Here is a 24,789-nt window from a genome sequence, read left to right on the forward strand (position 1 = left end):
AGCCCCGCTGATGGGTTCCATCACGACCCGATCGGCTTCCCGAACAATCCGGCGATTATCTCGCCGACGGCCGCGACGAACGTCGGGTGTGCACGTGTGTCGAGCACCATCGAGCCGACATCGTTCGTCCGGCAGCCCGGTTCCACCGGAACACCGGCAAATCGGTCGCGCATCCACAACACCGCACTCGGAAAAGCGATCAGTTCCAAGCTGATGTGCTCACTGAAATGATCGCGGGTGTAGGTGACGTCGGCTCCCGGGCGACTGCAGTACGACTCGACCATCGCGTTGACAGGTCCGATCGGCACCAGCCAGTCCGGATTGGAATGGTAGACGTAGAGCGGCATGTTCGGAGTGGTGCGGCCGAGCTGCATCGCAGACAGGGCTTTCTTCACCACCGGTTGCTGGATCGGGTCGCCATCGGTGTGCAGCAAGCCTTTGAGGTTGACGAACGGCAGCAGCGCCGACGAGTAGCCGACACAGAGATTGTCCTTGGCCGCGAACAACGCCCTACCGAACGGGTCGACGTGTTCGTCGATGAAGGCCGCCAATTCGGGATCCTCGCGACTGGCACCGATGATGCCGGCGGCGACGATGCCCGATCCCAGGGTGTTGTTCGCGTTGTCGACCAATGCCCCGAGCTCGGCCGGGGTGCCGCCCTCGGTGACTCCGACGATGTCGAGCTCGGGGGCGTAATTCCCGGCCAGTTCTGCTGCGTGTCCGGTGGCGATCGCGCCACCGGAGTAGCCGCTCATCCCCACCTTGGTGGCCGCCCCTGCCAACTGCATCGGTGCGAAGTTCTCGGCAGCACGGATGCCGTCGAGTGTGATCCGGCCTGCTACCGGCCCGGCTGCGAACGAGTTGTTCGGGCCTTGATGATCGGGTACCGACACCGCCCATCCTTGCGCCAACGCTGCCTGCACTTCGAGGAATTGAGCGCCCGATGTCACCGCGCCGGTCACCGGCCAGGGGATGGCACCCGCTCGCATCGCGTACGACGGAGCGCAGTACGCCGCGAGAGAATCCTCGGCCAACTGGATGGAGATCAACGGACGCGGTGCCGCAGGCACACCCCGCGGCTTGATGACCGTGGTCACGGCGGCGATCGGCTCGTCGCGCCCGTTGTTGGACCGGAACGACAACTGCCACGCGTCGACCTGCGTGGGAATGACGTTGAGAGTAGCCAGCTCGACGGGCCGTGCGGCGATGATCTGGCCCGGCGCGGCCGCTGCCACCACGTCGGCGGGAGGAAGGTAGAAGTCGGTGTCGAACTCGGGAATCTTCGGCCACGTGAGCGGCGGCAGAGGCGGCTGAACCTCCACACCGGCCGGACCACTGGGGTCGGGTGCAGCGGCAGCGGGGCTGACCGAAGCGGCAACGGCGGCGGCTACGGTCGCCACACCGATCGCTACCCGCAGCGTCCAAGATCGGGCAGAAGACACGGCTGTACTCCTTCGCGCCGGACAACGGGGTCCACAGGAGGCGCGCCCGGCGACATTTCGTACAGCGCATCCGACAATCTTGGACACCGATGTCCGAGATGGTGCTCAGAACTGTAGAGCGAAGTGGCGTGGATAACAATCCCCGAACCGAAAAAGATTCAGAACTGAATCGAGCCCAAGTGCACGGGGTAGTTCCCGTTCGTCACGCGACCGCGAAAGACCTCTTCGCCAAGCCGAACTGGAAGCCGGTGATGGCCGTGGTCACCGGAGCTTCCGGGTTCTCGGCGGCACCGAGGGTGACGAACAACGGCGTGAAATGTTCGACGGTGGGGTGCGCGTACGGCATTCCCGGTGCGGCACTACGGAAGTCCGCAAGAGTCCCGACGTCACCACGCGCCAACGCGTCGGCCGCCCAGAGGTCGAAGTCCTCGGACCACGTCGGCACAGTGTTGGTTGCGAAATTCTCCCGGGACAGGAACGGCAGTCCGTGGGTCATGAAGCCGGAACCGATGACCAACACACCTTCGGCCCGAAGTTCCTTCAGCGCAGCGCCTATCGCCATCAGCCGATCGGGGGCGTGCGTCGGCAGGCTCAATTGCAGAACCGGGACATCGGCGTAGGGATACATGACCTTCAGCGGCACCCAGGCACCGTGATCGAGTCCGCGCGCGGTGTGCCGATGCAGGTTCTCCGACGCCGGAATGGCCGCGGCAACGCGAGCGGCCAAGACCTCGGCGTCGGGTGTGCGGTATTCCATCGAAAAGTACCGCTGAGCGAAACCACCGAAGTCATAGACCAGCGGGGTCGCGGCCGCCGAGGCAGACAGGCTCAGCGGAGCCTCTTCCCAGTGCGCGCTGACGATGAGGATCGCCTTCGGCTTGGGCATCGACTGCGACCAGGTGAACAGCTGGTCCATCCAGAGTGCGTCGTCGAAGACCGGGGGCGCGCCATGGCTGATGTACAGCGCGGGCATCGGCCCGTCGTGTGGGGTCCACATCTGCTGCGACCGGCTCGCGGGTGCTGCGTCGGCGAGAAACGCATCGAATGCGGCACCCGCGACGGGCGGGTTCATCACAGAAGTCATGGCTGGTCCTTCGACGTACCTAAGTTGAATCTTCAACTTAGCACCCATTTAGCATTCCAGCCAGCATCGATACTCTCGGCTGTATGCCGGACGCCGTCTATCGCGCCCCGATGCCGAACGGCGTCGAGCGTGCCCTCACCTACGGACTCTGCGGAATGTCGGCAAACGACGAACGCTCGCTACGACGGGTCGAGCGTTTCGAGCAGGTCGCGGACGGATCTTTCGTCTGGACGCGAACCGAGCACGGCGAGTATTTCCTCGGCCGAATCTCCGGCCCACTGCGGGAAGATCACAGCGCCGACGCGGTGGCGTCGAACATGACCTTCGTGCGGGACTGCGCGTGGATCGGCGAGCCCGTTCCAGAACTCGAGGTACCCGCCGCGACGCTACGCACATTCGCCCGCGGAGGGCGAAACTTTCAGCAGACACACGACCCTCGGGTCGCCGCGGAGTCGGCTAGCGTGTGGCGAGCGCGAGGTCGCTGACCTGCGGATCGACCTGCACGACGGAGTAGCCCTGGATCTCGAACTTGTTCTCGCCCTCGGGCGGTCCGAGCACGGCGCGCACGATCAGTGTCGCGGCGGCAGCGACGAGTGCGATCACGATGACCACTGCTGCCACGATCAGCAGGGTGCGAGGGCCACCGAACAGGTTCTTCGAGCTCATGGGTCCATCATGGCCCACACCCGGATGGGCCGAGCCGCGCGGTGTGGACTTCGATCCAGGTATCGACCGGATCACTCGCGACTAGAGTTGCCCCTGATGCTCGCCCGTACATCGACGAGTCGAACAGCATTGAACGGGAGGATGCGTGGCTTACTACCGGCAGCTCGGATCGGTTCCGCCGAAGCGGCACACCCAGCACCGAACTCCCGACGGCAACCTCTACTACGAGGAGCTGATGGGCGAAGAGGGCTTCTCCTCGGACTCGTCTCTGCTGTACCACCGCCACATACCGTCGGCCATCGTCGATGCCACGGTCTGGGACCTCCCCGATCAATCGACGACGCCCAATCACCCGCTGAAGCCCCGACATCTGAAATTGCACGAGCTGTTCCCGGAATCCGTGGTGGCCGACACCGACGTGGTCACCGGACGACGCCTCGTCCTCGGTAACGCCGATGTCAGACTGTCCTACGTCGTCGCGTCGAAACCCTCACCGCTGTATCGCAATTCGATCGGCGACGAGATGATCTACGTCGAATCCGGCTCTGCCACCGTCGAAACGGTGTTCGGAGCACTGCAGGCACAGCAGGGTGACTACGTACTCATTCCGCGCGCCACGACGCACCGTTGGATTCCCGACGGTCCACTTCGCGGGTACGCCGTCGAGGCCAACAGCCACATCGCGCCACCGAAGCGGTTCCTGTCGAAGTACGGCCAGTTGCTCGAGAACGCTCCCTACTGCGAACGCGATCTGCACGGCCCCGCCGAGCCTCTGGTCGCCGACGGCGAAGACATCGAAGTACTTGTCAAACACCGTGGTTCGACGGGCATCGTCGGAACCCGCTACGTCTACCCGCAACACCCGTTCGACGTAGTGGGGTGGGATGGCTGCCTGTACCCGTACACGTTCAACATCTCCGACTACGAACCGATCACCGGCCGTGTGCATCAACCGCCGCCGGCACACCAGGCATTCGAAGGGTCCAATTTCGTGATCTGTAATTTCGTTCCGCGCAAGGTCGACTACCACCCGCTGGCAATTCCGGTGCCGTACTACCACTCCAACGTCGACTCGGACGAGATCATGTTCTACGTCGGCGGCGACTACGAGGCCCGCAAGGGTTCCGGAATCGGCCAGGGATCGATCTCGGTACATCCGGGCGGTCATGCTCACGGTCCGCAACCCGGTGCATACGAACGCAGTATCGGTGCCGAGTTCTTCGACGAACTGGCCGTCATGGTCGATACCTTCCGCCCGCTCGAACTCGGCGAAGGAGCGCTCGCGTGCGAGGACGCCGGGTATGCGTGGACGTGGGCAGGCCGGGGGCCGAACCGATGATCCCGAAGTTCTTCCATCGTTTGTGCGACGACGCCGCTGCCTTCCCTCCCGGCAATACACCACTCGATGTTGCTGCAGCACAACATCTCGAGTACCGGGCGAGTTCTTTCGCAGACCTCGTCGGCCCGTTGGTCGTTCCGATGGATCGGGTGCACGAACTCGTCCTGGGTGCACGGATGGAGGTGGCGTTGACTGCACCTGCGGGCCCGGGCAGCGTGGAGGCAGGCCTGCGTGCGGCCGACCGTACCGCCGGCGTGACGGTCGTTGCCGTCGAAGTGGCCGTACCCGAGGGCAACAGCATCGAGGCCTTGCGCAACATCACTCAGGACATCGACATCTATGTCGAAATTCCCCGAGACTCCCGACGTGACGACATCTTCGACGCAGTCGACGAGTTCGGGTATCGCGCCAAGTTCAGGACCGGCGGCGTCACGGCCGACGAGTACCCGGACGAGCGGGAGCTTGCCGCGTCCATCTACGAGGCGGCACAGCGCGAGGTCCATTTCAAGGCCACCGCGGACACGCATCAGGCGGCCCGTAACACCGATCCGCACACCGGTTTCGAGCACCACGGTTTCCTCAACGTGATCCTCGCCGCGCAGGCCGCGCACAGCGGCGCTCGCGTCGGTGAGCTCCAGAAGATCCTGGCGATCCGGGACGCCGACGTCCTCGCCGGTCTCGTCGCCGGGATCGAGGGTCAACGCGTCTTCGCCTCGTTCGGCACGTGCAGCATCCGCGAACCCCTCGACGATCTCGTCGGCCTGGGCCTCGTCCCGCCCCAGTGACGAAGGAGCGGCGTTCATGACGCACATCGACATTCCGGCCAACTCGGAATTCGGAGTCGACAACCTGCCCTACGGCGTCTTCAGCACTCCGGGTATGGACGCTCGTGTCGGAGTCCGCTATGGCGACAACGTAATCGATCTAGCCGTAGCTCTCGGCGATCCAGACTTTTCCTTACCGAGCCTCAATGCGTTCATGGCCCGCGGACGCAATCGGTGGGTAGAGGTGCGCTCGTCCGTCACAAACATGCTCGTCAGTGGCACGACCCCCGCGGAAGCAATCATGCCCGTTTCCGATGTCACGATGCATCTGCCGTTCGAGGTGGCCGACTACGTCGACTTCTACGCCTCCGAGCATCACGCGTCCAATATCGGCCGACTCTTCCGGCCCGATGCCGAACCGCTACTACCGAATTGGAAGCACCTGCCCGTCGCGTATCACGGACGGGCCGGAACGGTGGTCGTGTCCGGCACCGACATCACCCGGCCTCGTGGTCAACGTAAGGCACCCGACGAGCACTCGCCCACCTTCGGCCCGTCTCGGCGACTGGACATCGAAGCCGAGATGGGATTCGTCATCGGCGTTCCGGCGGATGGCCCCATCTCGCCGGATCAGTTCTCCGAGCATGTGTTCGGTGCCGTCATCGTCAACGACTGGTCGGCTCGCGACATCCAGGCCTGGGAGTACGTGCCACTCGGACCGAACCTCGGCAAGAGTTTCGCGACATCCATCTCACCCTGGGTTGTAACCCTGCTCGCACTCGAGCACGCGAGAGTATCGACGCCGGTTCAGAACCCCGAACCCCTCGCGTACCTCCGTGAATCTCGTTCCTGGGCTCTGGATGTCGACCTGACCGTCGCATGGAACGGCCATATCGTCTCCCGCCCGCCCTACAGCGCGATGTACTGGTCGCCAGCCCAGATGCTGGCTCACGAGACCAGCAATGGTGCAACAAGCCGAACCGGTGATCTGTTCGCGTCGGGCACCATCTCGGGACCCGAGAAGAATCAGCGCGGTGCTTTCATCGAATTGACGTGGGGCGGAGCAGAACCCGTAACCGTCGGCTCGGAGTCCAGAACGTTCCTCGAAGACGGCGACGAAGTTGTCATCGCCGCAAGTGCCCCGGGGCCGAACGGGTGTCGTATCGGCTTCGGCGAAGTCCGGGGTCGCATCGCGCCGGCCGGCGAGCTCACAGTTGAGTGAACAAATCGACTGACAGAAAGAACCCGGCGCCGTTGGAGGGGTCGGTGTCGGTACAGGTAATCCCATCCATCGCCGATGCACAGGTAACGGCAATGCCCTGGTCAAGCTGGAAAATCACCCGCTGCCCATACTGCAGCGTGTGCGGCGACTGGTAAGCCTCCCCCTGCGAGACGGTCGCACAGGGAAGTGTTCCGCCTTCCAGATACCCGAACAGATCCACCCTGCCCTGTTCTTGGCCGAGAAGAATCTTGCACAGGCTATCGGTGGTCACCGTATGCGGGCGACCACGCGTTTGGCAGGCCAGCGTCGAGCTGCTTGCACGACATTGGATTTGACCGCTCGGCGTGCCGAACGAGTATCCCGCCTCCTCTCCGAAGGCGGAGATCGGCAACGTGCCGACGTCGGGTTCCGTCGTCTGCTGATCCGCGGTCGGGTCGGCTGCACCGGTACCGGGCTCGGCTGGCGATGCGCTGGCTGGAGCCGATGAGGTGACAGCGACCGTGTTGGTGGAGGTCGCGGGGGCAGCTGTGGGCGAGTCCGTGGAGCAGCCCGCCACAGCAGCCGTGAGGGCAACTACACCGCACAGCGGAGCCAAGCGTCGGATACGTAGGAGCATTGAGTCCTCCAAGCTGTAGGGGCTTGTCGAAGCTGCCCGTGCACACCATGTCGTCGGGCCCTTCCCCTTCGTTACCGCCGTGTTCAGTCGCGCGATCGCCGGTAGGCAGGCGCCTTCGGCGCTCGCTCGGGCTCGGCGGTGTTCAGCAACGGCATCGCTCTGAACTCGACCAACTCCGAGAGTACGACCACACTGGTAGACCGCGCGATGGTCCGAGACTGGTTGAGCGCTATGAGAGTTCGCTGCAGGTCGTCGTGCGAGGCAGCGGCGACCCGGCACAGCACATCTCCGGCTCCGGTTGTCGCGAAAGCCTCCAACACCCCGGGTATCTGCTCCAGAACCGTGACCACATCGCCGAGAGCGCCTTGAGCAATTTCCAACGTGACGAATGCTTGAACACCGTAACCTGCTGCAGCCAAACCGATTCGAGGCTGATAGCCGGTAATGACTCCGATGTCTTCGAGGCGCTGCAACCGGGCCGACACCGTCGCGCGTGCCACACCGAGCGTTCGCGACAGCTCCAGCACGCCGATCCTCGAATTGTCGTGCAGCGCCGCCAGCATTGCGCGGTCCAATTCGTCCAAGCTGGATTCCACTCTGCGCCTCCTATTTTCTATACGAATCGTATAGCAATACCAGCAATTTCCTGTCTTATCTGTACAGCCAAGCTAGCCAAGTAGTGGTCGATTGACACCCCCGCACCGCACTGTTGGGCTGAGCGCACCAGTTCGCCCCACGCGTATCCAACGGGAGACTTCATGAGCCTCGACAACATTCTCAACGACGACGAAAGACTGGCCGACCTCGACGCCGATCAGCTCCGGCAGCTCGTCGGACTCGTCGAGTACGACGACAAGCGCGACCCCTTCCCGGTCAGTGGCTGGGACGCGATCGTATGGGTGGTCGGGAATGCGACCCAGACCGCGCATTTCTTCCAGTCCGCGTTCGGCATGGAGCTCGTTGCGTACTCGGGCCCGACCAGCGGCCAACGTGACCACCACGCCTACGTGCTCAAGTCCGGCGCAGTGCGTTTCGTCATCAAGGGAGCCGTCGACCCCGACAGCGAACTGGTGGCACACCACACGCGCCACGGCGACGGCGTCGTCGACATCTCACTCGCGGTGCCGGACGTGGACCGGTGCATCGAACATGCGCGAGCCCAGGGCGCGCGAGTACTGCAAGAGCCGACCGACATGTCCGACGAGCACGGGACGGTGCGCACTGCGACCATCGCGACCTACGGCGACACCCGGCACACCTTGGTCGACCGCTCCCGCTATACCGGTGCCTACCTGCCCGGTTATGTGCCGCGCACGTCCACGTTGCAGCGACCGGAAGGCGCTCCCAAGCGCATCTTCCAGGCTCTCGATCACGTGGTCGGCAATGTAGAGCTGGGCAAGATGGACGAGTGGGTCGACTTCTATCACCGCGTCATGGGCTTCACGAACATGGCCGAATTCGTCGGGGCCGATATCGCCACCGACTATTCGGCCTTGATGAGCAAGGTCGTCTCCAACGGCAATCATCGGGTGAAGTTCCCGCTGAACGAGCCGGCCATCGCCAAGAAGCGCTCACAGATCGACGAGTACCTCGATTTCTACCGCGGACCGGGCGCACAGCATCTGGCGCTCGCCACCAACGACATTCTGTCCTCGGTCGACGCACTCCGCGCCGCTGGCGTCGAATTTCTCGCCACTCCCGATTCGTACTACGAGGATCCAGCCCTGCGAGCCCGTATCGGTAACGTCCGAGTGCCGATCGAAGAGCTGCAGAAGCGCGGCATTCTCGTCGACCGAGACGAGGACGGCTACCTCCTGCAGATCTTCACCAAACCGCTGGTCGATCGCCCGACGGTGTTCTTCGAGATGATCGAACGCCACGGCTCGCTCGGGTTCGGCATCGGCAACTTCAAGGCACTGTTCGAGGCCATCGAGCGTGAGCAGGACGCTCGCGGCAACTTCTGACTCGTGATCTGTTCGACGCCGCCCACTGTCAGCGTTCGGTGGGCGGCGTCGAACGCCGCAGACCGCCTCGGTCCTCGTCGAAGGTCAGCTCCTACCTGACCACTTCGCCACCCTTGATGACCACATCGACATTGTTGAAAATGCGGAAATCGTCCACTGTATCTACATTCCGAATCGCGACCATGTCGGCAAATCGACCGGGCTCGACGATGCCGACATCACCGGATCCGAGCGCGTCGGCAGCATTTACGGTAGCGGACTGGAGTATTTCCATTCCGGTCATCCCTACATCTGAGAAATCCTTCATTTGTGCCGCGTTTTCTCCATGGGGGAAAATTATGGCATCCGTGCCGTACGCAATCGGCAGCCCTCGTTCGACGGCCTCACGGAGAGCGTCCATGGAGAGGTCGACTGCGTCGTGCACCTTCCGCCGTACTTCCTCTGGGAAACCGGACGAGGCTCCTTGATCATCGACCCAGTGAATGAGGTACGTGGTGGGCACATAGATCGTGCCGGCTTGTTTCATGGCATCGAAAATCTCGCTACCCGATATGTAAGATCCGTGATCGAGTGTTCGCACACCGGCCCGCACAGCACGAAGTGCTCCCTCTGTACCGTGGGCGTGTGCCGCCACAGACTTACCGTAGTGCCGCGCCTCTTCGACTGCCGCATGAATCTCCGCCTCACTGAATTCGGGGGCACCAGGTGTGGTACCGGCGGCGAAACCGGCCCCCGTAGCAATGACCTTGATGAAATCGGCTCCCCCGTGGATCAAAGTACGGACAGCTTTTCGGACCTCGTCGACGGAGTCTGCCACTCCGATCCGGAAATCCCGTGGCAGCGGAATGTCGAGGGCAAGATCGGTAATTTCTCCGCCGCCGGAAGACGACGTGACGTAGCCTCCGGCTGCGTGAATTCGTGGTCCGGGTACGACTCCCCCGTTGATTGCGTCGCGCAGATCGCAATCAAGGAATGCACGGAAAGTGCCCATGTCTCGCACACTCGTGAAACCGGCTTCGAGTGTTGTTTTCGCATTGCGGACCCCCTCGAACAGTGCCCATCCCGCGGACTTCGTCAAGTAGGGCATGTAGCTGCCATGGTCGAGGCTGCCGATGAGATGGGTGTGTAGATCGATCAAGCCCGGGCAGACAAGATATTCGCTCAGATCGACGAAATCGGTTTTTGATGTCTGGACTTCGTCCCATGGCTTCACATCGATGATGCGGTCCCCTTCGGTGACTATCGCTTGATCAGGCAAGACCTCACCGTGGCGAACGTCGGCAAGGTGCCCGGCTCTGAATATTGTTGTCATTAGGATGCTCCTTATTTAGCTTGTCGAGATTTCTGAAGTGGTGACATGGGAAGAGTTGCAATTTCTCGCGAGTTGAATCCTCGACGCGTTGCGCGCAGGTCTGAAGTGTCTATTTGCTTTCCAAGGCCATCGCTCGGCAGATCGGACGTCGCAAAATGACCAACAGGAGTGCTGCTCCCAGTCCGAGGGCCGCGTTCGCCCAGAAGAAACCGCTCACTGAATCTCCGGTATCAGCCGGGTAGTACTGCGCGACAACACCGGAGAGGGCGGCTGCTATCGAGAAGCTGAGGTAATGGACGGACAACAGTTGTGACTTGTAGGCGGGCGGCGCGAGCGCAGTCACGGTAGAGACACCTGACGGTGCCGCGACAAGATCGGCGGCGTAGAAGCAGAGCACTACGACCAGGACGACAAGTATCGGTGTGGTGTCTGTCGGGTTTATGGAGAACGCACCGAGCAAGCTGTATCCGACGCACATGATGAGCAGCGCGATCGCATACTTTCCGACCACCGAAGGCTGACGAGATCCCAGCCGTTTCCACAGTAATGACACCACGGGGAACAGTGCCAGCGTGAAGATGGGGCCGATCGCAATTGCCGTCGAGGGCGGGAGCTCCCACCCGAAGACCTGACGGTTCGTGTGGACGTCGGCGTGCACGGAGATCGAGGTGTAAAGCTGTAGAAAGAACATGACGACCAGGGTCGACGCGCCGAAAATCGGAAGGTATCCGATGACCCGCTTCTTGTCCGCTGTGGTCACCTTCTTCGACTTCAATATCGAGATCAGGTAACCGACTCCGACGGCCGATGCCAGCACTGCTACCACGCCTGCTGATTGCGAGACGTCCACCGCTCCTGATCCGATGAGTGCAACGGCCGCAGCTACGAGGGCAGTGACGATGAGGACAGCCCGCACGATGGTGCCTGTCGACGCCGGATTGCTGGCAAGAATTGCGTCGGGGGTGAGGGTTTGTGCCCGTCGTGTGGTCAGGTAGATGCCGAGTCCAACGGCCATTCCCACTGCGGCGGCTCCGAATCCGGCGTGGAATCCCCAGTTCTTTTGCAGGAACGCCGTGGTGGTGGCACCGAACAACGAGCCGAGGCTGATGCTGACGTAGTAGATGGTGAACCCGATTTCACGGCGTGGGTCCTTGGCCTCGTAGAGGGTGCCGATGATGGTGCCGGTCGACGTCTTGATCGCACCACTGCCGACCGCGACGAACGCCAGACCCACTACAAGGCCTGCGATTCCCGGCAGCAACGCCAGGCTGATGTGGCCCGCCAGAACGACTATCGCGCCGACCACCAGAGTTCTCTCGTTTCCGAGGACTCGGTCGGCGATCCAGCCACCTGCGATCGTCGAGAGATAGATGATGCCGCCGTAACCGCCGACAATTGCCGTTGCGGCGTTCTGCGGCATTCCCAGGCCGCCATTGTCCGCAGTGAAGTAGATGTAGTACACCAAGATGGTCAGCATCCCGAAATACGAGAATCGTTCCAACACCTCGAAGACGCCGATTGTGTACAGCGCTCGTGGGTGAACCGAGGCACGCTGACTCCACCTTCCGGTGGGCCGTGGTGACTGTTGGTCTGTGGCCGGCATGGACATTTCGTGCAACTCCTAGAGGATTCGAGAGTCCGTGAAGATCAGTGGGTGTTCACAACCGCGCGTTTCGGCGCGTACTACCGAGAAGATCGTTCAAGCGGGCGCTGCACATCAGCCATGGTCCCGCGGTATGACTTCGTGCCAGGCCATGTCGCGGACTACCGTCTGATCGCGCTTCGCAATCAATGTCATATCGACGATGAAATTCTCACTGTCACAGGCAATTTGAGTTCGAGTACTGACCGACGTCGACCAGAGTCGGCGTTGCAGAGTTTCCTCGACCGTCGTGATCGACGCGACTGACAGCGGATCGCCATCGGTGATGTGGTCTTCCTGTGTCATTCTGAACGTCAGTTCGGCACCGTCGGACATGAACGGTTGCGTCGCAATCTTGGACGTGCTTCGCCGCACCAGCCGGCCGGAGCCGAGATCGTGCAGAATTGTCGTCGAGTTCTCGTCGGGGTCCGCATTTGCTGCCCAACTTCCGCTGACTGTCTCGTGGGCGGGGGTCGAGGTGTAGAAATCCGACACCGGAGGGGTGCTTCCAATGAGCAGTCGAGGCACCGACAGCGACAGACGACTTCCCTTCACCAACGTCAAGTGCGACGTCTCGGGAGAGGGCCACATCCACGGCCAGTAATTTGCGGACAGCGACAGCCGCAGTCGGTGGCCGGCGGGCACCGTGTATCCGATGCCTTGAAAGACGATGTCTACCTTCATGTCTCGGTCACGCGGCAGTAGGGTGGGTTGTTCCTGCCCGTCTCGCATCGTCAGATTGAGCATTCCGACGCTGATCAGACGCGAGGTGCCGTCTGGAAAGACATCGCACAGGCGAGCACTCAGTGTCGCAACCGAAGTGTTCGACGCTACGGTCAGCCCGACGGTGATCTGGCCGAGGATGTCGATGGCCTCCGTCAGAACAGGAGAGTCGAACGCGGTAGATCGTCCGTCGTCGGCACGCTGATCCCTTGGAAGGTCTGTTGCTGCAGACTTGAACGGAGCCGAGACGCCGCCATCCAGACCGATGAGGCTGTCACTACTGATTGCGCAATCAGTATCCAGAAGGACGGAGCCGGAGTGCAATCCGGTCGACGAGCCCGAGAAATCCAGTGCTCCAACAGCATCAGCGGGCCAGCTCTTCAACCCCACCCATTTGCCGTCCTGGTGGCGGAAGGACGTCGACGGTGCCGCAGACTCCTCCACCCAGACGTGAAAGGAGGGCTCGTCCATGATTCCGTTGTCGTCGCCGCGAAGCCAGTGGTCGAACCACCGAATGGCCTCGGATACGAACTCCAACCGCGGTCCGATGCCGGCTTCCTGCGGCCAGGCATGTTCCCAGGGGCCGATCAAACCCTTCTTGGGACCGTCGTAGTGCTCCATCAGGCTCAGCACACCGTCGCGGTAGCGGTCGTTCCATCCGCTGACCGCGTAGACCGCGCAGGTCATGCTGTCGTAGCCGTAGCGAGCCGATCCGTGGGTCCAGTATTCGTCTTTTCTCTGATGGCCGAGCCACTTCAGGATTGGCGGCTCGAAGGCGTCGAGTCTCTGCTCCCAGCGCTGAAGCCATGCGTCTTCGCCGACGAATCGGGGGTCGGGTGGCAATGTGACGACGCCCGTGCACATTTGAGCCCATGCGAGGCCTTGATCGTGGACTGCGCCGCCGATCCGGTGGACGTCCTGTTCGAACCGGTCGTCGGCGAACCCGGCCGAGATGACCGCCTTGAGTCCGTGCGGGTTTCTGGTGCCGAGTTGCAGTGCATTGAAGCCGCTGTACGAGATGCCGATCATTCCTACCGACCCGTCCGACCAGGGCTGGTTTCGTATCCACGCGACGAGGGCCTCTGCGTCATCGAGTTCTTCCTCGGAGTATTCGTCGGTGAAAAGACCCTCCGAGTTTCCGGTGCCTCTGATGTCGACGCGAAGTCCCACATAGCCGGCGGCGGCGAGCGGCTGGTACCAAGAATTGTCCCGGTTCGCCCGGAGGTCGGTCAGTCGATAGGGGAGGTGCTCGAAGATCGTCGGGGCCGGTGCTGTCAGATCCGGGCGGTACCACCGGCGGGCTGCGAGCCGCGCCCCCGTGGGAAGTTCGATCCACAAGTCCTCGACAGTGATGTGAGGCTGGGCGGTCATGCTGTCCTTTCTGGGCCTACTAACGACGCCGTCGATGCCACGATTCCGAGTGCCGACATCGGCACCGGTCCGTCGGATCGGTTTCACACATCTGGTGAGCATGTAAAGGTCATCGGAGAACGTCGGCTGGGGCCGAGCAGTCCAACTGCTGCACTTCTGCGGGCGAGCAGCTCACGAAATGCCGAACGAAGCGGTGCTTCTCGACGCACCGGTGGCGTACCGACCCGCACGCCGAAAACTCCCGTCGACAGGTCGCCCTCGAGCCGTCGAGTCCGGTATCCAGTCGTGAATGATGCACTGACACAACTGAAATTGGATGATAAGCACGAGTTCGAGGTTTTCGTATCTTCCGTTACAAGAACTCAGCAGAGATTAACCTTCGCGATGGAATGTGTCAACAGTCACACAGGGGTGATGCTCCGGTTACGTGCAAGAAACACGAACGGTCCGACCTAGTAAAAACCGTCCAAAAAGTCTTTCAATGCCCGTTCGATGCGAGCCTCGTCGCCCGTACTCAGCAGATCGACCACGGCGCCGCTCAAGACCGCATTCAGCAAAGTCGACTTGGACACGGCATCGATTCGAGCGATGCCGGTTTCGTCGGCAATCCAGTCCGCGAAGTATTCGATCCAGAACCCGAGCAGGTCCGGCCTGCGTTCGGGTTCGACGTCGGTTTCCGCCGACATCATCGCTTCCATGTTCAGTCGTGTGGAGACCAGATGACGGCGGTCGCTCAACCACCAGGCCCACACCTTGCCCATGCATCGTTTCAGGTCTGGATCGGCGTGACGGGCCGAATCGAGAAAGGTCAACGTCACGTCTCTTGCTCGATCGAGGGCGGCCGCGACCAGTGCTTCTTTCGATCCGAATTGGTAAGACAGGGTATTGGTGCTGACGTTCATCTCCGACGCCAGACGCCTCAGAGTCAGGTTCGCCAGACCGTGTTCGGCCAGGTACGCCATAGCTCGATCGAGTACGACTCGGCGGCGATCAGGATCCGGCGGTCGACCCATTGCTTGCTCCAGACCCTCGACAACTGTGCGGTCCCAATCTGCCACAGGCTCGTCACGGCCAGTACGCCCAGCTGCTTGACAGAGTGATGAGCATTACGTCACGCTGTCGGCACCGAGTTTTAGTAACAAGCGTTATTAAAAACCCGATCCTCCACCCGACCAGGGGTCGACCGATGCGAGCCCGAGGGGCAGCCATGACATCACCCGCACAAACGCACTGCCGATCAACGACGTCCGACGTGATCGGTCCGTTGTCGGAGGGCCGTCCCGCAATCTTCGTCGACCAGCACGGAGACGGAGTCCTCTTCTTCGCCGGCAGCCGCTCGACTATCTCGTTGCTTCACTTCGCGATCCGTCATTCGACCGGGTTGATCCTCGCCCTGCTGCGCCACAACAGACTCGACAATTTGCGAATCCCGGACCAACCCGTTTTCGCCTCGGAACAGAGCACGCTGAAGTTCACCGTTGCCGTCGACGCGGCCACCGGAGTGACGACCGGAATCTCGGCTCACGATCGGGCGCTCACCCTTCGAACCCTGGCGGATCCGACATCGACGCCGGCTTCCGTCACCCGCCCGGGACACGTCCTGCCCGTGCGATGCGAGGGCACGGACCAAGACTCGGACTTCGCCAAAGCACTCGATTTGGTGGCTCGCGCGGACAGCCGCTGTCTCGCGGCAGGGGCCTGCCATCTGGTTGCGGACTCCGGCGAAACCTTGCGAGGTTCGTCTCTCTCGGCTTTTGCGCGCACCCACGACCTCGTTCTGTTGTGAGCAGTGGCAGTACCAGTCCGTCGAATTTTTCGCAGCGCACATTCTTCCGACAATCCGCAGACTTTCGAAGGCCGGAATTCGCGCCTACGCACCACGAGCCGGCGACCGATGCAATTGCTTGAAAGGCGCACATGACAACTCCGACCGCACGCTTGGACCCCACCGACAACCGCACCTTTCGGCGCGTTCTGGGAACATTTCCGACGGGGGTCGTCGCAGTCACCGCCAACACCGTCGCGGATGGACCGGTCGGCATGGTGATCGGATCTTTCACCTCCATCTCCATCGACCCACCACTGGTGGCGTTCTCACCATCCAAAACCTCGACATCGTGGCCGAAGATCCACTGCTCCAGGCACTTCGCGGTGAGCATCCTCAGCGAGGATCAGCAGGCAGTGTGCGCAGCGATAGCATCGAAATCGCCCGACAAGTTGCGGCAGGCAGCCCCTCGAGACGGTAAACGTTCCAACGCACCGCTGGTGGGAGGTGCACTGGCATGGATCGAGTGCGAAGTCGGAGCCATCCACGATGCGGGTGATCACTGGATCGTAGTGGCACGAGTTCTCGAATTCGATATCGGTCCGGCCGACAAACCACTGATCTTCTTCAAAGGGGAGTACTCGCATATCTCGACATGACGTCGAAATCGCCTAACGAAGAAATGCCACATTCCGAAGTCCGATGACAGGAGAATACGATGACCAACAGTGACTCACAGGACCGCACTATGATTCTGGGCGCGGTCCTGTCACCGACCAGTGTCCATGTCGCCGGCTGGCGGCACCCCGACGCAGTGTCCAATGCAGGCGCAGAATTCGACTTCTTCGCCGACAGTGCACATACCGCAGAGAAGGCGCTGTTAGATTTCGTCTTCTTGGCCGACGAGCTCTGCGCCCCGGCAGCAACAGCGGACATGCTGTCTCTCGACCCGGTCATCTATCGGTACGAACCTCTCACGCTCGCGTCCGCCCTCGCTGTGGTCACCAAGCAGATAGGCATCGTGGTCACCCAGACCACCACATACAACGAGCCTTACCACCTGGCGCGCAAACTGGCGTCCATCGACAACTTGAGCGGTGGTCGAGTGGGGTGGAATTTGGTCACGTCGTATGTAGAAGCCGAGGCTCGCAACTTCGGAAGTGGCAAGCACGCCAGCTACCAAGATCGCTACGCTCGCGCCGAGGAGTTCTTCTCGGTGGCCAGCGGCCTGTGGGACAGCTGGGACGATGACGCATTCGTGCTCGACAAAGAGGCAGGCACGTATTTCGACCCGTCCAAGATGCATCCCCTCGATCATGAGGGCGAGTACTTCAGTGTCGCAGGCCCTCTCAACATCAGGCGCACACCGCAGGGCCGTCCTGTCGCAGTTCAGGCGGGTGCGTCCGAACCAGGTCTCGAGCTGGCCGCAAAACTCGCCGAAGTCACGTTCACCGCGCAACAGGATCTGGAATCGGCCCAGAATTTCTACAGTGACATCAAACGCCGGGCAGCTCTCAACGGCCGCGCCGCAGATTCATTGAAAGTCGTTGCAGGGCTGTGCCCGATCCTGGGCGGAACCGAGGCCGAAGCGCAAGCGAACTACCGTGAACTGCAGGCACTGATCCGGCCCGAAATCGGCCTCGCACGACTGTCACAGCTTCTGGGGTTCGACGTCTCGGGGATGCCACTCGACGGCGGCCTTCCCGATCGCATTCCCGAAACCAACTCCTACCAGAGCCGGCAGCGATTGATCGTCGAGATGGCCCGCCGCGAAAAGCTGTCATTGCGGGAGCTCTACCAGCGGGTCGTCACCTCCTACGGACACAGCACCGTGATCGGCACCCCTGAGATGCTCGCCGACCACATGCGTCAGTGGCGAGAGCAGAACGCCACCGACGGCTTCATGATCTGCCCTCCGGTCATGCCGAGCGGACTTCACGATTTTGCCGAGACAGTAGTTCCTGAGCTGCAGCGCACCGGCCACTTCAGGACCGAGTACTCCGGCACTACTTTGCGGTCGCATCTCGGCCTGGCGCGCCCCGACCGAGGTCAGCCACTCCCTCGACGATCGGTCGACGCCCTCGGGTGACGGTCGAGTGGCAGCCGACGCTGCAACCACTTTTCCAAGACACGACCTGATCGACATGGACGCGTTGGACAATTAGCCGCCGGAGGTCCCCGTCTTCTTTCATTCGTCTCCAATTATGAAACTGCAGAGACACTTTCGCCAAAGCCTGGGCACACTATGCAGACGCACCCTCCGTCCCCGCGGGCCCGAACCGGGACTGCTCGGAGTTGTCTGCGTCCACTGCATCCATCGAACATCAAGGGGCACATCATGAGTATCGACAGCGCACTGTACTGGGACGGGGAAATGACGGTCACCCGATTCGACCGTGAGACTGGTGCCCATTTCGTCATTCGACTCGATTCGACCCAACTCGGACCGGCGGCCGGAGGCACCAGAGCCGCACAGTACTCACAGCTGGCGGACGCCCTCACCGACGCCGGCAAATTGGCGGGGGCAATGACGTTGAAGATGGCAGTGAGCAACCTTCCTATGGGCGGGGGAAAATCCGTGATTGCGCTTCCCGCGCCGCGTCATTCGATCGATCCGAGCACGTGGGCACGCATCCTCCGAATCCACGCCGAGAACATCGACAAGTTGTCCGGCAACTACTGGACCGGACCGGACGTCAACACCAATTCGGCCGACATGGACACTCTCAACGACACCACCGAGTTCGTGTTCGGACGGTCACTCGAACGCGGCGGCGCGGGTTCGAGCGCGTTCACCACTGCCGTTGGTGTGTTCGAGGCGATGAAGGCGACCGTTGCCCACCGTGGGCTGGGCTCACTCGACGGTTTGACGGTCCTGGTCCAGGGCCTGGGCGCAGTCGGAGGATCACTGGCTTCTCTTGCCGCCGAAGCGGGTGCGCAGCTTCTGGTAGCCGACACCGACGCCGAGCGAGTAGCGCACGCTGTTGCGTTGGGCCACACAGCGGTTGCCCTCGACGACGTTCTGTCCACCCCGTGTGATGTCTTCGCACCCTGCGCAATGGGCGGCGTCATCACCACCGAGGTGGCGCGAACACTCGACTGTTCCGTAGTAGCCGGTGCCGCCAACAACGTCATCGCCGACGAGGCCGCCTCGGACATCCTGCACGCACGCGGAATTCTGTACGCTCCCGACTTCGTGGCCAACGCCGGCGGTGCCATCCACCTCGTAGGCCGGGAGGTTCTCGGTTGGTCCGAGTCGGTTGTCCACGAACGAGCAGTTGCCATAGGCGACACCCTGAATCAGGTCTTCGAGATCTCCGACAACGACGGCGTCACCCCGGACGAGGCCGCCCGCACTCTCGCTGGACGGCGCGCCCGCGAGGCCTCGACAACGACAGCGACTGCCTAGTAATCGATCTCGGAGTCTGGCGATCGACCATCGGTCCCCATCTGGCACGGACGGTCATGCGAGGGTCGGCGTCCCGTCCAGTCCGCCTCGGTCCTCGTCGAAGATCAACCACGTGCGGGTTGCGCGAACGCCGTCGAGCGATTGCAGGCCCTCGAGCACCACTCGCCGCAGGCTCTCGTTGTCCGGCGTTCGGATGAGCACCAAGACATCGAAATCCCCGCCCAACAAACTGAAATGGTCGACGAATTCCATTGCGCGCAAGCCCTCGGCGACGTTGCGCCAGGAATCCTGGCGGATCGACAGTGCGATGAACGCAGACGTACCGAGCCCGGACGCCGCGTGATCCACCTGCACCGTGAATCGTTCGATGATTCCCGATTCCTTCAGCCGGTCGACACGGTTGTAGGCATGTGCGCGCGAAATGTGCACGCGGTCCGCCAGCACCCGCATCGAGAGTCGACCGTCGACCTTGAGTTCCCGGAGAATCCGACGATCGACGTCGTCGAGCTCCACCTCACCGCGTACCTCCACCATTCGTCCACTCACACCCTTTCGATTCCGTCTGCACAAAGACGATTTTGCTGAATGTTCGACCGATATCAAGCGATTGTCCAACGTTGACCACTGTTGGCCCGCAACTTGCCATAACGAGTACAGAATCACTGTACAAGCCGATCTCAGGAGAATGCCCCATGACGACCGTCGAGAAGGTTCCGGCACAGTCCTACCAACAGTTCATGCCTGCCGACCGTCCCGTGCAGTACCTCGCACCCGACGGGACCGGCGTGGACAGTGCCGCCCGCTACGCACACCCGTCGAACGAGCGCCTGCTCGAGATGTACCGCTCGATGGTGCACGGCCGCCGATTCGACCAGCAGGCAACGGCATTGACCAAACAGGGTCGGCTTGCGGTATACCCTTCCTCACGCGGGCAGGAGGCCTGCCAGATCGCCGCGGCCTTGTGTCTGGGTGAGCAGGACTGGATGTTCCCCACGTACCGCGACTCGATGGCTCTCGCGGCGCGAGGCGTCGACCAGGTAGAGCTGCTCGGCATGCTCGCCGGCTACTGGCACTGCGGATACGACCCAACCGCCTACAAGGTCGCTCCTCAATGCACCCCTCTGGCAACACAATTGCTGCACGCGACCGGTTTCGCATATGCCGAGGCCAAGCAGGGACGAGACACCATCGCCCTCGCGTTCTGCGGTGACGGCGCCACCAGTGAGGGTGACTTCCACGAGGCCCTCAACTTCGCCGCGGTGTTCCGCGCACCGGTGATCTTCCTGGTGCAGAACAACGGATTCGCCATCAGCGTTCCCCTCGCGCGTCAGACTGCAGCTCCGTCGTTGTCGCACAAGGGTGTCGGCTACGGCATCGGTAGCGAGCAGGTCGACGGCAACGACCCGATCGCGATGATGGCCGTGATGGACGAGGCCGTGAAGTACGTCCGAGCAGGCAAGGGACCGGTGGTCGTCGAAGCGCACACCTACCGCATGGACGCCCACACCAATGCCGACGACGCCACGCGCTACCGCAAGGCAGACGAGGTGGAAGGGTGGTTGGCCCGAGATCCGCTCTCGCGCCTCGATTCTTACCTCGAAGCCCAGGGTCTGCTCACCGACGACCTGCGCGAACAGATGACGGTATCGGCCGACGCCGATGCCGCGGCACTTCGCGCGGGCATGAACGTCGAGCAGGACGTCGACCCCGAGGATCTGTTCCGGTTCGTCTACTCCTCCCCCACCCCCGGCCTGATCGAACAGCGAAACCAGGTCGCCGCCGAGATCGCAGCAGGAGAACTGTCATGACCACGATGACCATGGCCGGAGCCCTCAACGCCGCCCTGCGCGACGCACTGACCGAGGACGACAAGGTCGTTGTTTTCGGCGAGGATGTCGGCACGCTCGGCGGCGTCTTTCGCGTCACCGACGGGCTGACCCGCGACTTCGGTGACGATCGCTGCTTCGACACCCCGCTCGCAGAGTCCGGCATCGTGGGATTCGCGATCGGCATGGCGATGTCGGGATACAAGCCCGTCGTCGAGATGCAGTTCGACGCCTTTGCCTACCCTGCTTTCGAGCAGATCGTGTCCCATGTTGCCAAGCTGCGCAACAGGACTCGCGGATCGCTCACCGCGCCGATGGTCATCCGCATCCCGTTCGCGGGAGGTATCGGCGGCGTCGAACATCACTGCGACTCGTCCGAGGCCTACTACGCCCATACCCCGGGCCTGAAGGTCGTCTCCCCGTCCACCGTCGCCGACGCGTATTCGCTGATGCGTGACGCCATCGCAGATCCCGATCCGGTGATCTTCCTCGAACCGAAGCGGCTGTACTTCTCCAAGGACGACATCGAGCTGGCCAAGACCGAGCCGATCGGCACCGCCGTCGTGCGTCGTGCCGGCACCGACGTCACGCTTCTCGCCTACGGCCCCACCGTGTCCGTCGCCATGCAGGCCGCTGAATTCGCGGCCGAGGACGGCCGGAGCGTCGAGGTGATCGATCTGCGTTCGCTCAATCCGTTCGACGACGAGACGGTCGCGGCCTCGGTACGTAAGACCGGACGCTGCATCGTGATTCAGGAAGCGCAGGGGTTTTCAGGCGTAGCCGCCGAGATCGCCTCGCGGGTCTCCGAGCGTTGTTTCCATCACCTGCACGCTCCGGTACTACGGGTGACCGGACTCGACATTCCCTACCCGGCACCGAAACTCGAGCACTTCCACCTGCCGTCCGCCGATCGTGTGCTCGATGCGATGGATCGACTGCAGTGGAACGATGCTCCCGACCTCAGCAAGGCGGTCACGGTATGAGCATGCAGGTATTCCTGCTCCCCGATCTCGGTGAAGGACTGACCGAGGCCGAGATCGTGGAGTGGAAGGTCAAGCCCGGCGATACGGTCACCATCGATCAGGTCGTCGTCGAAGTAGAGACAGCAAAAGCCTCCGTCGAGGTGCCCTGCCCGTTCGAGGGTGTCGTCGGCGAACTGCATGCAGCCGAGGGGACATCACTCGCCGTCGGCGCTCCACTGATCAGCATCACCGGCGGTGCCGTCGCCGATGCGCCTGCTGCCCACGAGCGCTACCGCGAAGAAGAACGCGCCGGTTCGGGCAATGTGCTGATCGGCTACGGAACCGGACACGGCCCGACCGGTCGTCGCAAACGGAGTGCGGCTCCGCCGCAGTGGCGTGAAAAAGTGCCCCCTGAGGCACTTAACCGCACCACTGCGCAGCACATCTCACATGCACCGAAGGTGCTCTCCCCCATCGTTCGGAGTATGGCACTGGAGGGTGGGCTGGATCTGGCGTCTATCGAGACAGCCGGCGGCCACGGCGTGATCACCCGCGCGGACGTCGAGCGAGCCTTGGCCGGTTCGCCCGTTGCTTCCTCGTCGGAGGGCGTCACTCGAATCCCGATCACCGGGATTCGTAAGACCATCGCAGACAAGCTCTCTCGCAGTCGCTCGGAGATCCCCGAGGCGACCGTCTGGGTGGACGTCGACGCGACAGCTCTACTGCAGGCCCGCCGCGACCTCGATGCCTCCATCGACGGAGTCAAGGTCACGCTGCTAGCAGTGCTGGCGAAGCTAACGATGATCGCGCTGGCCAAGTTCCCCGAGCTCAACAGCACGGTCGATACGGCAGCCGGCGAGATCCTGCGCTACGAGAACGTCGGACTCGGCATTGCCGCGCAGACCGATCGCGGATTGATGGTTCCTGTTGTGCCGCAGGCCGACAAGGCCGACCTGAAGGAACTGTCCGAGCGGTTGGCCGAGTTGACCGAACTGGCACGTACCGGTTCCCTCCCCGCAGCTCGCCTGAGCGGCGGAACGTTCACACTCAACAACTACGGGGTGTTCGGGGTCGACGGATCGGCCGCGATCATCAACCATCCCGAGGCCGCGATCCTGGGCATCGGACGCATCATCGACCGCCCGTGGGTGGTCGACGGCCAATTGGCCGTCCGCAAGGTTGCGCAGCTGTCATTGGCGTTCGATCACCGCGTGTGCGACGGCGGAGTGGCCGGCGGTTTCTTGCGTACCGTGGCCGATTTCGTCGAGAACCCCGTCGTGGCATTGGGATCCGTTCGATGAGCGACGTGGACGTTCTCATCCTCGGTGGCGGATCCGGTGGGTACTCCTGCGCCCTGCGCGCTGAGCAACTCGGCCTGACGGTCGCATTGGTCGAGGAGGACAAGCTCGGCGGCACTTGCCTGCACCGTGGATGTATCCCCACCAAGGCTCTGCTGCATACCGCCGAGGTGGCCGACGCGGTGCGCAGTGCGGCGCATGTCGGCGTCACCGCATCGTTGACGGGCGTGGACATGCCTGCGGCACTGGACTATCAGCGCAGTGTGGTCGCCGGCCTGTACTCAGGACTGCAGGGCTTGCTGAAGCGACCGGGCATCGAGATCGTGTCGGGCCGTGGTCAGGTGGTCGGTCCTCGTACCGTCGAGGTGAACGGTCGACGCATCACCGGTGCCTCGCTGGTGCTCGCGACCGGGTCGTATTCGCGCACCATTCCGGGCATCGAGCTTGGACCTCGCGTTCTCACCAGCGACGACGCATTGGCGCTCGACCGAGTACCGGAGTCCGTCGTCGTACTGGGCGGCGGAGTCATCGGCATCGAATTCGCCAGCATCTGGGCCTCTTTCGGTGCCAAGGTCACCGTCGTCGAGGCCCTCGATCGCATCGCTCCCGGTGAGGACGAATGGTCCTCGAAGCAGCTGACCAAGGCATTGCGCAAACGCGGCATCGACATTCGTACCGGCACCAAGGTCGAGACCGTCACCGAGTCCGCCGACGCAGTCTCTGTGTCATTGTCGTCCGGGGACACCCTCGACGCCGATCTCGTGCTGGTCTCCGTCGGACGCGGACCTCGCACCGACGGCCTCGGCCTGGCCGAACAGGGCATCGCCACCGAACGGGGCTTCGTCACTGTCGACGACAATCTGCTGACCACCGCGGACGGCGTCTACGCCGTCGGCGACATCGTGGCGGGATATCAGTTGGCTCACCGCGGTTTCCAGCACGGCATGTTCGTTGCCGAGCACATTGCCGGACTCGCGCCGGCACGTATCGACGGCGATCTCGTTCCGCGCGTGACCTATTCACATCCCGAGGTGGCGTCGGTCGGTCTCACCGAGAAGGCCGCGGAGGAGAAGTACGGCTCGGTGACCTTTGTGGTCTACGACCTCGGCGGCAACGGCAAGAGCCGCATCTTGGCCACGGCGGGCGGAGTCAAGGTTATTCGCGCACGTGAGGACGGCCCTGTTGTGGGTGTCCACCTCGTCGGTGATCGCGTGGGCGAGCTGATCGGCGAGGCACAACTCGCCGTGGCATGGGAAGCATTGCCGTCCGAGATCGGCAGCTTCGTGCACGCCCACCCCACGCAGAACGAAGCACTCGGTGAGGCAATGATGGCGCTGTCGGGTAGGCCATTGCACACGCACAGCTGATCACGATGACGTCGCCG

The 24,789-nt window shown here is 62.5% G+C and carries 23 protein-coding genes; 13 read left to right on the forward strand and 10 right to left on the reverse strand.

Annotated elements, in window-relative coordinates; all coding sequences use genetic code 11:
- Positions 1–20 precede the first annotated feature (20 nt).
- Positions 21–1,442 (reverse strand): lipase family protein, encoded by a 1,422-nt coding sequence (locus E4P29_RS11020; RefSeq protein WP_245154265.1) that lies wholly within the window; start codon positions 1,440–1,442, stop codon positions 21–23.
- A gap of 202 nt (positions 1,443–1,644) precedes the next feature.
- On the reverse strand, positions 1,645–2,526 hold the full coding sequence (locus E4P29_RS11025) for a class III extradiol ring-cleavage dioxygenase (RefSeq protein ID WP_135044576.1): 882 nt from the start codon (positions 2,524–2,526) through the stop codon (positions 1,645–1,647).
- An 83-nt stretch (positions 2,527–2,609) separates the two neighbouring features.
- On the opposite strand from E4P29_RS11025, the gene E4P29_RS11030 reads away from it, so the two are divergent.
- Positions 2,610–3,011 carry a GAF domain-containing protein gene (locus E4P29_RS11030; RefSeq protein WP_135044578.1) on the forward strand — a complete coding sequence of 134 codons (402 nt, stop codon included), beginning with the start codon at positions 2,610–2,612 and terminating at the stop codon, positions 3,009–3,011.
- Here the strand turns inward: E4P29_RS11030 and E4P29_RS11035 are convergent.
- Entirely contained in the window at positions 2,983–3,192 is a 210-nt protein-coding gene (locus E4P29_RS11035; protein WP_032368666.1) for a hypothetical protein, read from the reverse strand. The two genes, E4P29_RS11030 and E4P29_RS11035, sit on opposite strands and share 29 nt — an antisense overlap.
- A 145-nt stretch (positions 3,193–3,337) precedes the next feature.
- Between E4P29_RS11035 and E4P29_RS11040 the strand changes: the two genes are divergently transcribed.
- The 3 genes from E4P29_RS11040 to fahA are packed head-to-tail and all read left to right on the forward strand — an operon-like array spanning position 3,338 to position 6,517.
- The gene (locus E4P29_RS11040; RefSeq protein WP_135044580.1) at positions 3,338–4,531 is read left to right on the forward strand and encodes a homogentisate 1,2-dioxygenase; all 1,194 of its coding nucleotides are present in this window, start codon (positions 3,338–3,340) and stop codon (positions 4,529–4,531) included.
- Positions 4,477–5,316, forward strand: coding sequence for a hypothetical protein (locus E4P29_RS11045; RefSeq protein ID WP_245154266.1), 840 nt, complete (start codon positions 4,477–4,479; stop codon positions 5,314–5,316). Before E4P29_RS11040 ends, E4P29_RS11045 begins: the two co-directional genes overlap by 55 nt.
- A gap of 16 nt (positions 5,317–5,332) precedes the next feature.
- Positions 5,333–6,517: a fumarylacetoacetase gene (fahA, locus tag E4P29_RS11050; RefSeq protein WP_135044582.1), complete on the forward strand. Its 1,185-nt coding sequence runs from the start codon at positions 5,333–5,335 to the stop codon at positions 6,515–6,517.
- Here fahA and E4P29_RS11055 read toward each other — a convergent pair.
- Together E4P29_RS11055 and E4P29_RS11060 are read right to left on the reverse strand one after the other, a co-directional pair.
- Complete coding sequence (locus tag E4P29_RS11055) at positions 6,504–7,133, reverse strand: hypothetical protein (RefSeq protein ID WP_135044583.1); 630 nt, start codon at positions 7,131–7,133, stop codon at positions 6,504–6,506. The two genes, fahA and E4P29_RS11055, sit on opposite strands and share 14 nt — an antisense overlap.
- An 83-nt stretch (positions 7,134–7,216) precedes the next feature.
- Positions 7,217–7,729, reverse strand: a complete 513-nt coding sequence (locus E4P29_RS11060; RefSeq protein WP_280634539.1) for an Lrp/AsnC family transcriptional regulator — start codon at positions 7,727–7,729, stop codon at positions 7,217–7,219.
- Between the two features lie 162 nt (positions 7,730–7,891).
- Here E4P29_RS11060 and hppD point away from each other — a divergent pair, with 162 nt between their 5' ends.
- On the forward strand, positions 7,892–9,097 hold the full coding sequence (hppD, locus tag E4P29_RS11065; RefSeq protein ID WP_135044584.1) for a 4-hydroxyphenylpyruvate dioxygenase: 1,206 nt from the start codon (positions 7,892–7,894) through the stop codon (positions 9,095–9,097).
- 91 nt (positions 9,098–9,188) lie between these two features.
- Here the strand turns inward: hppD and E4P29_RS11070 are convergent, their stop codons facing one another.
- The 4 genes from E4P29_RS11070 to E4P29_RS11085 all read right to left on the reverse strand — a co-directional run bounded on the left by E4P29_RS11070 (position 9,189) and on the right by E4P29_RS11085 (position 15,158).
- Positions 9,189–10,409: an amidohydrolase family protein gene (locus tag E4P29_RS11070; RefSeq protein WP_135044586.1), complete on the reverse strand. Its 1,221-nt coding sequence runs from the start codon at positions 10,407–10,409 to the stop codon at positions 9,189–9,191.
- A gap of 109 nt (positions 10,410–10,518) precedes the next feature.
- Positions 10,519–12,018, reverse strand: a complete 1,500-nt coding sequence (locus E4P29_RS11075) for an oligopeptide:H+ symporter (RefSeq protein WP_135044588.1) — start codon at positions 12,016–12,018, stop codon at positions 10,519–10,521.
- A 108-nt stretch (positions 12,019–12,126) separates the two neighbouring features.
- Positions 12,127–14,145: a CocE/NonD family hydrolase gene (locus E4P29_RS11080; RefSeq protein ID WP_167735444.1), complete on the reverse strand. Its 2,019-nt coding sequence runs from the start codon at positions 14,143–14,145 to the stop codon at positions 12,127–12,129.
- Positions 14,146–14,597: 452 nt separating this feature from the next.
- On the reverse strand, positions 14,598–15,158 hold the full coding sequence (locus tag E4P29_RS11085) for a TetR/AcrR family transcriptional regulator (protein WP_135044592.1): 561 nt from the start codon (positions 15,156–15,158) through the stop codon (positions 14,598–14,600).
- Between the two features lie 194 nt (positions 15,159–15,352).
- Here E4P29_RS11085 and E4P29_RS11090 point away from each other — a divergent pair, with 194 nt between their 5' ends.
- From E4P29_RS11090 to E4P29_RS11105, 4 genes are all read left to right on the forward strand, one after another.
- A complete protein-coding gene (locus E4P29_RS11090; RefSeq protein WP_167735445.1) occupies positions 15,353–15,931 on the forward strand; it encodes a 3,4-dihydroxy-2-butanone-4-phosphate synthase in 579 nt (192 codons plus the stop codon).
- A 131-nt stretch (positions 15,932–16,062) separates the two neighbouring features.
- Positions 16,063–16,569 (forward strand): flavin reductase family protein, encoded by a 507-nt coding sequence (locus tag E4P29_RS11095; RefSeq protein WP_135044596.1) that lies wholly within the window; start codon positions 16,063–16,065, stop codon positions 16,567–16,569.
- A gap of 59 nt (positions 16,570–16,628) precedes the next feature.
- Positions 16,629–17,999, forward strand: a complete 1,371-nt coding sequence (locus E4P29_RS11100) for an LLM class flavin-dependent oxidoreductase (protein ID WP_135044597.1) — start codon at positions 16,629–16,631, stop codon at positions 17,997–17,999.
- 249 nt (positions 18,000–18,248) lie between these two features.
- Positions 18,249–19,319 carry a Glu/Leu/Phe/Val dehydrogenase family protein gene (locus tag E4P29_RS11105; RefSeq protein WP_135044599.1) on the forward strand — a complete coding sequence of 357 codons (1,071 nt, stop codon included), beginning with the start codon at positions 18,249–18,251 and terminating at the stop codon, positions 19,317–19,319.
- A gap of 54 nt (positions 19,320–19,373) precedes the next feature.
- Here E4P29_RS11105 and E4P29_RS11110 read toward each other — a convergent pair whose 3' ends face one another.
- Positions 19,374–19,853 carry an Lrp/AsnC family transcriptional regulator gene (locus tag E4P29_RS11110; RefSeq protein ID WP_135044941.1) on the reverse strand — a complete coding sequence of 160 codons (480 nt, stop codon included), beginning with the start codon at positions 19,851–19,853 and terminating at the stop codon, positions 19,374–19,376.
- A 158-nt stretch (positions 19,854–20,011) separates the two neighbouring features.
- Between E4P29_RS11110 and pdhA the strand changes: the two genes are divergently transcribed.
- Genes pdhA through lpdA form a run of 4 tightly spaced genes read left to right on the forward strand, consistent with a single transcriptional unit; the run spans position 20,012 to position 24,772 of the window.
- Complete coding sequence (pdhA, locus tag E4P29_RS11115; RefSeq protein ID WP_135044601.1) at positions 20,012–21,127, forward strand: pyruvate dehydrogenase (acetyl-transferring) E1 component subunit alpha; 1,116 nt, start codon at positions 20,012–20,014, stop codon at positions 21,125–21,127.
- The gene (locus E4P29_RS11120) at positions 21,124–22,128 is read left to right on the forward strand and encodes an alpha-ketoacid dehydrogenase subunit beta (RefSeq protein WP_135044603.1); all 1,005 of its coding nucleotides are present in this window, start codon (positions 21,124–21,126) and stop codon (positions 22,126–22,128) included. The genes pdhA and E4P29_RS11120 overlap by 4 nt, the downstream gene beginning before the upstream one ends.
- Entirely contained in the window at positions 22,125–23,408 is a 1,284-nt protein-coding gene (locus tag E4P29_RS11125) for a dihydrolipoamide acetyltransferase family protein (protein WP_135044605.1), read from the forward strand. Before E4P29_RS11120 ends, E4P29_RS11125 begins: the two co-directional genes overlap by 4 nt.
- Entirely contained in the window at positions 23,405–24,772 is a 1,368-nt protein-coding gene (gene lpdA, locus E4P29_RS11130) for a dihydrolipoyl dehydrogenase (protein WP_135044607.1), read from the forward strand. The genes E4P29_RS11125 and lpdA overlap by 4 nt, the downstream gene beginning before the upstream one ends.
- Positions 24,773–24,789: the final 17 nt, after the last annotated feature.

Source organism: Rhodococcus sp. 1R11, from assembly GCF_004563845.1.
GTDB lineage: Bacteria > Actinomycetota > Actinomycetes > Mycobacteriales > Mycobacteriaceae > Rhodococcoides.

Coding starts and splice junctions, on each gene's coding strand:
- E4P29_RS11095 (WP_135044596.1), top strand. CDS start 16,063: ATGACAACTCCGACCGCACGCTTGGACCCCACCGACAACCGCACCTTT.
- E4P29_RS11120 (WP_135044603.1), top strand. CDS start 21,124: ATGACCACGATGACCATGGCCGGAGCCCTCAACGCCGCCCTGCGCGAC.
- E4P29_RS11125 (WP_135044605.1), top strand. CDS start 22,125: ATGAGCATGCAGGTATTCCTGCTCCCCGATCTCGGTGAAGGACTGACC.
- E4P29_RS11025 (WP_135044576.1), bottom strand. CDS start 2,526: ATGACTTCTGTGATGAACCCGCCCGTCGCGGGTGCCGCATTCGATGCG.
- E4P29_RS11100 (WP_135044597.1), top strand. CDS start 16,629: ATGACCAACAGTGACTCACAGGACCGCACTATGATTCTGGGCGCGGTC.
- hppD (WP_135044584.1), top strand. CDS start 7,892: ATGAGCCTCGACAACATTCTCAACGACGACGAAAGACTGGCCGACCTC.
- E4P29_RS11080 (WP_167735444.1), bottom strand. CDS start 14,145: ATGACCGCCCAGCCTCACATCACTGTCGAGGACTTGTGGATCGAACTT.
- E4P29_RS11105 (WP_135044599.1), top strand. CDS start 18,249: ATGAGTATCGACAGCGCACTGTACTGGGACGGGGAAATGACGGTCACC.
- E4P29_RS11090 (WP_167735445.1), top strand. CDS start 15,353: ATGACATCACCCGCACAAACGCACTGCCGATCAACGACGTCCGACGTG.
- E4P29_RS11035 (WP_032368666.1), bottom strand. CDS start 3,192: ATGAGCTCGAAGAACCTGTTCGGTGGCCCTCGCACCCTGCTGATCGTG.
- E4P29_RS11055 (WP_135044583.1), bottom strand. CDS start 7,133: ATGCTCCTACGTATCCGACGCTTGGCTCCGCTGTGCGGTGTAGTTGCC.
- pdhA (WP_135044601.1), top strand. CDS start 20,012: ATGACGACCGTCGAGAAGGTTCCGGCACAGTCCTACCAACAGTTCATG.
- E4P29_RS11075 (WP_135044588.1), bottom strand. CDS start 12,018: ATGTCCATGCCGGCCACAGACCAACAGTCACCACGGCCCACCGGAAGG.
- E4P29_RS11030 (WP_135044578.1), top strand. CDS start 2,610: ATGCCGGACGCCGTCTATCGCGCCCCGATGCCGAACGGCGTCGAGCGT.
- E4P29_RS11110 (WP_135044941.1), bottom strand. CDS start 19,853: ATGGTGGAGGTACGCGGTGAGGTGGAGCTCGACGACGTCGATCGTCGG.
- fahA (WP_135044582.1), top strand. CDS start 5,333: ATGACGCACATCGACATTCCGGCCAACTCGGAATTCGGAGTCGACAAC.
- lpdA (WP_135044607.1), top strand. CDS start 23,405: ATGAGCGACGTGGACGTTCTCATCCTCGGTGGCGGATCCGGTGGGTAC.
- E4P29_RS11085 (WP_135044592.1), bottom strand. CDS start 15,158: ATGGGTCGACCGCCGGATCCTGATCGCCGCCGAGTCGTACTCGATCGA.
- E4P29_RS11070 (WP_135044586.1), bottom strand. CDS start 10,409: ATGACAACAATATTCAGAGCCGGGCACCTTGCCGACGTTCGCCACGGT.